Here is an 8,137-nt window from a genome sequence, read left to right on the forward strand (position 1 = left end):
TGAGAGGATCGCCTGTTATGGAAGATGTGCGAGAGCGGCTCGACCGCGCACCGATGGGATGGGCGCAGATTGCCGCCATCACCCTGTGCATTGCCCTCAATGCGCTGGACGGCTTCGACGTGCTGGCAATCAGCTTCGCCTCCCCCGGCATTGCCGCGGAATGGGGCATCGATCGCGCTGCGCTCGGCCTCGTCCTGTCGATGGAATTGATCGGCATGGCGGTCGGCTCGATCCTGCTCGGTTCGATGGCCGACCGCGCGGGTCGGCGCCCCACCATCCTTCTGTGCCTGGTGGTGATGGCCACCGGCATGCTGGCCGCAACCACCGCGCATGATGTCCAGTCGCTATCGCTGTTCCGCCTGTTCACCGGATTGGGGATTGGCGGCATGCTGGCCTGCACCAATGCGATGGTGGCCGAACTGGCCAATGCGCGAGCCCGCAGCCTGGCAGTGGCGGTGATGGCGGCCGGTTACCCCGTCGGCGCGATCCTGGGCGGATCGATCGCCTCGGGCCTGCTGGTGTCGGGCGGATGGCGCGACGTCTTCCTGTTCGGCGCGATCGTCACGGGCATCTTCCTGCCGTTTGCCTGGTTTCTGCTGCCGGAATCGATCGGCTATCTGCTGCAGAAGCGCCCGGCCGATGCCCTGGCCAAGGTCAATCGCCTGCTGCGCCGCATGGGCCATGCCCCGGTCGAGGCGCTTCCTCCTGTCGATGCCGCCGCACCAAAGCCCAGTTTTACCGCGCTGTTCGCGCCCGGCCTTGGCCGCATCACCATGCTGCTGACGCTGGGTTATTTCGCCCATATCATGACCTTCTACTTCATCCTCAAATGGATCCCCAAGATCGTGGTCGACATGGGCTATGCCCCCTCGGCGGCCGGCGGCGTGCTGGTCTGGGCCAATGTCGGCGGCCTGATCGGCGCCTTGCTGCTAAGCATCCTCAGTTGGCGCATCGGCATTCGCGCGCTGGTCATCGCCGCGATGCTGGCATCGACGGTCATGGTCACCATCTTCGGCCAGGGACAGTCCAGCCTGACCGGGCTGGCAACGATCGCGGCAGCGGCAGGCTTCTTCACCAATGCCGGCGTGGTCGGTCTCTATGCGATCATCGCCCAATCCTTTCCGACCGCCGTGCGGGGTGGCGGCACCGGCTTCGTCATCGGCGTGGGGCGTGGCGGCGCGGCGCTCGGACCGATCGTCGCGGGCTTTCTTTTCAGCCTGGACTTCGGGCTGCCGACCGTGGCGGTCGCGATGGCGGCGGGTTCCCTGATTGCAGCGGGTGCGCTCCTGTTCCTGCGCCCCGCAGCCAGGGGATGAATGCGATGCCGGGCGCCGCTCAGGCGCCCGGTGTGATCCGGATATCGACAACGCGCAGCGAGGGCGCGACCAGCATGTCGGTTTCCGGCCCTGGACGCGGCACCTTCGCATCTTGCCAACGGATGTGAACCACCTGGAGCGGGATGCCGCGCATCGTGAACCAGTCGCGGACCCGTTCCGCCCGGCTGCGCGCGATCGCCCGGTCTTCCGCCAGCCGTTCGCCAGAGACAAGGGTCGGCTTGGTCGCGGCATAGGCCATGATGTCGACCCGGCTGGCCCTGACGTCCAGCGCATAGCTCACCGCCCTGTCGAGATAATAATCCGATAACTGATAGGTGATGAAATCGCTGTCGAAATCGAACGGGATGATGAAGTTCTGCGCCACCCAGGGTTTGGGCGGCAGGTCGTGGCTGGCGTAGAGCGGGCGGACATTGCGGTCCGGCAGCACGAACTTGCGGCCCGGAAACCCCTCGGCCGGCAGCATGTGCCGGGTGCAGGGGCGATCGAGCACCGATACGCGTGCCGCCTCCAGCACCACGCCGCCGCATGGATTGTCCGCCGGATTGGCCGCAACCCGTCCCTCGACCAGCACGGCCCGGTTCCAGTCCGCCTTGGTCGGCGCGGTGGTGATGTCGTAGCGGATGCCGCTGGCGGGATCCGTTGCCAGCCAGCAACCGGATTTCTTGCCGGCATCGGTATCGCGATAGACCGGGCAGCTGAGGAAGCGCAGTTCGGCGCCGGTCGTGGCGGCCCCCGATGCCGTTGCCAGCAGGCCCAGGACAGCGAGAAACTTCACAGCGACTTCAACAGGTTCACCATGTCCTGCTTCTCCTGTTCGGTATATCGGATGTCATAGCGGCGATCATAATAATCGATGATCCCGCGCAGATCCCTGGCACTGCCATTGGAAAAATAGGGCGCGCGCGCGCTCAGGCCGCGCAGCGTCTGGAGCGTGATGCGGCCGACATCGGCGCAGCGGCCGGTGGTCAGCGCATAGCCCGGATCGCTGGTCAGGATCATTTTACCATAATGGGGATGCGGCTTGCCCAGGCACCGGATGCGGAACAGCGGCAGATGCGGCGCCGGGTCGGCAAAGGGCTGATTGGTGGTGCCCAGGTCGACCTGGCCGGGCGCGACGTCCATGCCCATCTGGCTCATATTGTGGCAGAAGGCACAGCCATTGCGGACCGGATTGCCAAAGCCGACCGGCGATGTGATGCCGGCGCTGTCGGTAATCAGGAAGGTCCGGTCGCGGAACAGGCGCGCGCCGCGCGCGACCGACTGGCGGAAAGCGGTCTGGGCCGAACCGTCCTTGACGATCGCGGCCGGCTTTTCCCAGGCTGCGAACTCGCTCCAGATCGCGACTCCCTGGCTCCCCAGGCGACCGGCCGGGGAGTCCGCCAGCTTGCGCGGGCCACCCTCGGCGCCATCCGCCTCCAGCGCCCCGCCGACCCGATCCGTCTGCTGGGCGACATAGAGGCGGGATTCAAAGTCGAGTATCTGCGCGATATCCTTGCGGTCCATCGCCTTCATAAATTGCAGATGGGTGCCAGCCGCCTCGCGCATCTGGCTTTGCAGGCTGAGCACCCGACCGTCCGCCATCAGGTTGCCGCTGACGGGCTTTCCGGTGTCGGGATCAACCGGCAACGGCATCCCTGCCTTGGGATCATAGGCAAAGCCCATCGCTTCGATATATTTGAAATTGGCGACCGGCCTTGGACGACGGAAGACCGAAATCTGGTGGCGGGCAGAATCGATCCCCCATTGTGGATCAAGATTGCAGCCGGTCGGATCACGCACCACCTCGATCGTGAAATCGGCCTTCACCGGCTTGCGATTCTGATCGAGCGGCGGCCAGGGACGGGCGATCCGGATCAGGCCATGATCGATCAGCAGGCTGTGCGACGCCCGGTCCTGTTGCGGCAGGCTAGGGCAGTTCGATCCGTCATAGGCAGCAAAGAGCGGATCGCGCGGCCCCACGGCCTGCCACTGATGCTGCACCGATGCGGCCGACAGGCTCATCCCGTCGGCCGGCTGGTGACAGGTAACGCAGGCCCGCCCATCCGGGCCGATCGCGCGGAAAAACGCATGGTCGCGCGTCTCGATCGGCCCGCCGATCAGCAGGGTGCGCAGCACGCCATAGTCGTTCTCATAATCGAGGACGGCGGGGAAACGGCGCCCCTCGTCCGGCTTCCACCAGCGATCGGGCGGCGGCGATGGCGGCTGGGCGATCCCGACCGTCGCCAGGATCGCCGCCGCGGCGATCGGCCACATCATCGGTCGAAAGTTAAACGCCGCCATCCCCGTCCTCCTTCAGAAGCGATAGGTCAGGCGGCCACCATATTGGCGCGGCGCGCCATAGACGATGCCGCCGTCGGCCGTGGAGGAATTTTGCAGCTGGTTGGCGATATAGGTCTTGTCGAAGATATTGTTCGCGAACGCCTCGAGCCGCAGGCTTTCGTTGAGATCGAAGGTCAGCCGAGCGTCGACGATATCGCGCGCGGGCACCACCGTCTGGTCGCCGGGGAAAGGCGTCACATAGCTGGTCGAGATATGCGACCATTGCAGCCTGGGCGTCAGCGTTCGATCCCCGACCGGGATGGCATATTGCACGCCGGCATTGACCGTCAGTTTAGGACTATAGGGCAGGACATCGCCCTTGCGGACCATCTCATTCTGGTTGGTCACGGTATTCTGCAGCAGCGCGTCGCGCGCGAACTCGGCATTGAGATAGCCGCCGCCCGCGTTCAGGCTGAAGCCGCCGAACTGCGCCGTCACCTCCAACTCGCCACCCCAGGAACGGCCGCGCGCCGCATTCTGGGTCAGCGGCAGGCCATTGGCGAGGCTGGCCAGCTGGATATCGCGATAATCGGAATAGAAGAGCGATCCGTTGACCCGCAGATGCCGGTCCCACATCGTCGTCTTGAAGCCGCCTTCATAGACATAGTTGGTTTCCGGCCCGAACGGCGCGGCCGCGACGGGCAGGTTGCCGCCACCGGCCTTGTAGCCCTTCGACGCGCTGACATAGAGCAGCACATCATCGACCGGGGTATAGTTGAGGCCGACCTTGCCGGTCCATTGCGACGACTTGGTCTGCGTGACGCCGATGCCGCCCGCGCTGGCGATCCGGTTATAGACCTGCTTGTCCCAGGAATGGCGCGCGCCCGCCACCAGTTCGAGCTGGTCGGTGAAATGCCAGTTGATCTGACCGAACAGCGACTTGGAATTATTCTGGATCTCGGTTTCGATCGTCGAGGTGGCCGACACGAAATCCACGGTATGATTATTGTCGCGCAGGATGGATGCCGGAATGGTCTCGTCCAGGACGAAAGCCCCCACCACCCAGCTGAGCGGCCCATTGCCCGTGGACAGCAGATTGACCTCGTTGATCCAGGTCTTGAAGCGCGTGTTGGTATAGCTCACCCGGCCGACATTGGCGGCGGGCGGACGTGGCAACGCCGTGTTCGTGCGATCGCCATCGGCCTGGTCGGTGGTCTTGCCGTCCTGCCAACTGGTGAGGCCGCGAATTTCGACGCCGTCGCTCAGCGCATAGCGCACCTCGCCCGACAGGCGCAGGCCGCGCTGATGCAGAAAGGCGATCGCGTCTTCCTCGATCACGAAAGGATCGGTACTGACCGTGTCGTTGCGACGCTTGATCGCGGCATTGTCGCTATTGCTGTCGAAATATTCGCCGCGCACATTCACCCGCAGGCTATGGTCGGCCGATCGCATCGCCAAATTGATCCGGCCCGCCCACAGATTGACGTCGCCAGGATTGCTGGGGCTGGACCCGATATTGCGAGTAAAGCTGTCGCGTTCGTCATGGGTGCCGGCGATGCGGAGCGCCACCTGGTCGCTGTCGCTGATGTTGAGCGCGGCTACGGTGCGATAGCTGTCATAATTGCCGATTGTCTGTTCGACGAAGCCGCTCAGATCGTCGAACTTGGGTTCGGGCGTGCGGACATAGATGGCCCCGCCGGTGGAATTCTGTCCGGTCAGCGTGCCTTGTGGCCCGCGCAGAACCTCGATCGAACCGACATCGTAGAAGGACTGGCCGATGAACTGCTCATGCGGGATCAACTGGCCGTCGACATAATAGGCGATGCCGGGGCTCGACGACGGCGATGTCTGGGCAATGCCGACACCGCGAATATTGACATAGGTCGAGCGGTTGACCTGGTTGATCGCGACCGAGGGGGCGACCTGCTGCAGGTCGGCGATGCTGGTGACGCCGCGCCGGGCCATCTGCTCGGCGTTCAGCACGGTCGCCGAAATCGGCACATCCTGCAGATTCTGCTCGCGCCGTTCGGCCGTGACGACGATATCCTCGACGCCGACACTCTGCGTCGAACCGGCATTGTCCTGGGCGAAAGCGGGGGAAATGGCCCATGTCGCCAGGGCGATCGAAGCCGAGCCCGCGCACGCGCGAGCGAGAGACGAAACAGACATCGCTGACCTCCTAGTCAGTTATTATGGTTGGAATTCCGGATGGAGCGGGCGCAGCGACACAAGCTGCATGAGAAGATGTGTGAGTTGCTCGAGATTATCTTGTCCAAGATGTTGGGCCATGCGTTCCCGATAGGCCGTCTGCGCCATGTCGGCCCGCTCCAGCAGCACCTTGCCCTCGGCGGTCAGCGTCAGTCGGAACGATCGCTTGTCGACGCTATCCCGCGACCGGTCGATCAGGCCGTTCTTTTGCAGCCCGCTGATGAAGGCCAGCAAATTGGGCTGCCTGATCATCATCAGATCAGCCAGCTCCCCCATCCGAAGCGCTGGATTTTCCGCGATGATCTTCAGCGCTGCAAATTCCGGTGGTGACAGACCGAAGGGCCGGAAGGCGATCGCGAGGTCACGAAAGACCGTGATCTCCGCCAGCCGCAAGGCCATGGCGGGATCCTGCGCCAGCACACCCAGTGCGCTGCTGGTCGGATCGACCGCCTCCGTTCGTGATGCAAGCGCCTTTTTCATGCTCGATCCCCTCGTCGGCTCGCGTCCTGATAGCGCGATATTCGTCCGATATGGATCTGATATCCGAGTCAAAATACATATGCAACAAATATATTATTCATATGTATATTGCGCAGGCCCGCTCAGACCGTCCAGTGCAAGCCGTCCAATCGACATGCGTGGGAGGGATCGAGTATAACCTCGCTCTGAACACTCAAGGATGCTGCGCGATAACGCGCGCCTGCCGCCGCCGCCCAATAGACGGCTCCACGACCGATAGTCATTGCTGCCATTTCGATAGTCGGATTCAGCGATGAAGGCTCGAAACTGCGGTCTTCATGCCGTAGCTGAGAAATTCTCATGACTGGCTGGGGCGGCAGGATTCGAACCTGCGCATGGCGGCATCAAAAGCCGCTGCCTTACCGCTTGGCGACGCCCCAGCAATGCGCCGATCCAAGTCAGCGCGGGACCGCCATATAGCGGCTGATGCACGAAAGAAAAGCCCTCCTGACGATCGACTTCGCCTTTCCCTTTCCTTCCTGTCCAACCCATCTTAGGGATCAGGCCTATACCCGTCCCCTTCCAGCCGGAAACCCGTGCCGATGTCCGTCCAAGCCCCTTCCCCCAGCCAGATCGCACCGGCATCGCCGCTGTTCCTGCGCGAGGACGAAATCCGGCGCGGCATCGAGATGCTCTATTTCGGCTATTCCGCCCTCACCCGCTCGATCGACGAGGGGCTGGCGGCGCAGGGCCTGGGCCGCGCCCACCACCGCGCCCTCTATTTCATCTCGCGCCAGCCCGACCTGACGGTGAAGGATCTGCTGCGCCTGCTGGCGATCACCAAGCAATCGCTCGGCCGGGTGCTCAATGACCTGATCGAGCGCGGCTATATCGAGACCCGGCCGGGCAGCAGCGACCGGCGGCAGAAACTGCTGCGCCTCAGCCCCGCCGGCCGCGCGCTGGAGGCCGAGCTTTTCCGCGCGCTGCGCGAGAAGATGGCGGCCGCCTATGCCCAGGCCGGACAGGGGTCCGTCACCGGTTTCTGGCGGGTGATGGAGGGCCTGATCCCCGACGCCGACCGGTCGATGGTGTTCGGCCTCAGCAGCGGCTGATCGCGAAAAGACGCAACCTTATGGCCGCTGCCGCGCTTTTAGGAGCGTCGTGCGGAAAAGTGGGAACCGGTTTTCCGCTTGAAACGATGCGACAACAAGAGATTAGGCAGCGCCGCGTCAGATATGATGCGGCGCTGCCCAAGCCTTGCCAACGCAATGAGGAGACATCATGCGCGCACCCCTTCTGGCCATCACGGCCCTGTCCGCCCTGGGCCTCGGCCTGTCCGCCTGTTCGGAAAAGGCGTCGGACAATCTGGAAAATGCCGGCTCTGCGATCGGCAATGACGTCAGCAACGCCGTCGACGATGCTGGCGCGAAGATTGATAACGGCCTCGACCGCGCGGGCGCCGCGATCGACAATGGCGCGGACCGGATCGGCGCCGCGACCGACCGGGCGGCCGACGACGCCAAGCGCGAGGGCAAGGAAGCCAAGCAGGATGTCGGCGCCTCACTGGAGCAGGCCGGCAAGGATCTGCGCAACGACAGCCATTGAGGCGTGCCGGGCCGCCCCATGGGGAGGCCCGGCCTCAGGCCGCGAGGATATATCCGGGCGGCCTGGACGCGACTGGACGTTGCCATTTCCATCTCTTCATCCCGGACTCGATCCGGGGTCGCTTCGGGGCTCCCCATTCTGTGGCGATCGTCGGATTTCGAACAGAAGCGGACCTGTTCCCCCTCCCGCAGGCGGGAGGGGGTTAGGGGGTGGGCTGGACGTCGCACAAGCCCACCCCGCTGCGACTAACGCGCTGCGCGCGCAAGTCT

7 protein-coding genes and 1 tRNA gene are annotated in these 8,137 nt (G+C 64.1%); 3 read left to right on the forward strand and 5 right to left on the reverse strand.

From position 1 onward, the window contains the following. Positions 1-17 precede the first annotated feature (17 nt). Positions 18-1,316: an MFS transporter gene (locus GGQ90_RS18885; protein ID WP_246428316.1), complete on the forward strand. Its 1,299-nt coding sequence runs from the start codon at positions 18-20 to the stop codon at positions 1,314-1,316. Positions 1,317-1,335: 19 nt separating this feature from the next. On the opposite strand, the gene GGQ90_RS18890 is transcribed toward GGQ90_RS18885, so the two are convergent. The 5 genes from GGQ90_RS18890 to GGQ90_RS18910 all read right to left on the reverse strand — a co-directional run bounded on the left by GGQ90_RS18890 (position 1,336) and on the right by GGQ90_RS18910 (position 6,703). Then, the gene (locus GGQ90_RS18890) at positions 1,336-2,112 is read right to left on the reverse strand and encodes an OmpA family protein (RefSeq protein ID WP_188083518.1); all 777 of its coding nucleotides are present in this window, start codon (positions 2,110-2,112) and stop codon (positions 1,336-1,338) included. Then, entirely contained in the window at positions 2,109-3,617 is a 1,509-nt protein-coding gene (locus tag GGQ90_RS18895) for a hypothetical protein (protein WP_246428317.1), read from the reverse strand. The genes GGQ90_RS18890 and GGQ90_RS18895 overlap by 4 nt, the downstream gene beginning before the upstream one ends. Before the next feature lie 12 nt (positions 3,618-3,629). Further along, positions 3,630-5,765 (reverse strand): TonB-dependent receptor, encoded by a 2,136-nt coding sequence (locus GGQ90_RS18900; protein ID WP_188083519.1) that lies wholly within the window; start codon positions 5,763-5,765, stop codon positions 3,630-3,632. A 21-nt stretch (positions 5,766-5,786) separates the two neighbouring features. Beyond that, a complete protein-coding gene (locus GGQ90_RS18905; RefSeq protein WP_223178336.1) occupies positions 5,787-6,203 on the reverse strand; it encodes a MarR family winged helix-turn-helix transcriptional regulator in 417 nt (138 codons plus the stop codon). A 425-nt stretch (positions 6,204-6,628) separates the two neighbouring features. Then, positions 6,629-6,703: transfer RNA gene (locus tag GGQ90_RS18910), tRNA-Gln, on the reverse strand. 162 nt (positions 6,704-6,865) lie between these two features. On the opposite strand from GGQ90_RS18910, the gene GGQ90_RS18915 reads away from it, so the two are divergent. Further along, positions 6,866-7,375: a MarR family winged helix-turn-helix transcriptional regulator gene (locus tag GGQ90_RS18915; RefSeq protein WP_188083521.1), complete on the forward strand. Its 510-nt coding sequence runs from the start codon at positions 6,866-6,868 to the stop codon at positions 7,373-7,375. A gap of 169 nt (positions 7,376-7,544) precedes the next feature. Beyond that, entirely contained in the window at positions 7,545-7,868 is a 324-nt protein-coding gene (locus tag GGQ90_RS18920; protein WP_037519129.1) for a hypothetical protein, read from the forward strand. Positions 7,869-8,137: the final 269 nt, after the last annotated feature.

It is taken from the genome of Sphingobium scionense (assembly GCF_014197035.1).
GTDB classification, from domain to species: domain Bacteria; phylum Pseudomonadota; class Alphaproteobacteria; order Sphingomonadales; family Sphingomonadaceae; genus Sphingobium; species Sphingobium scionense.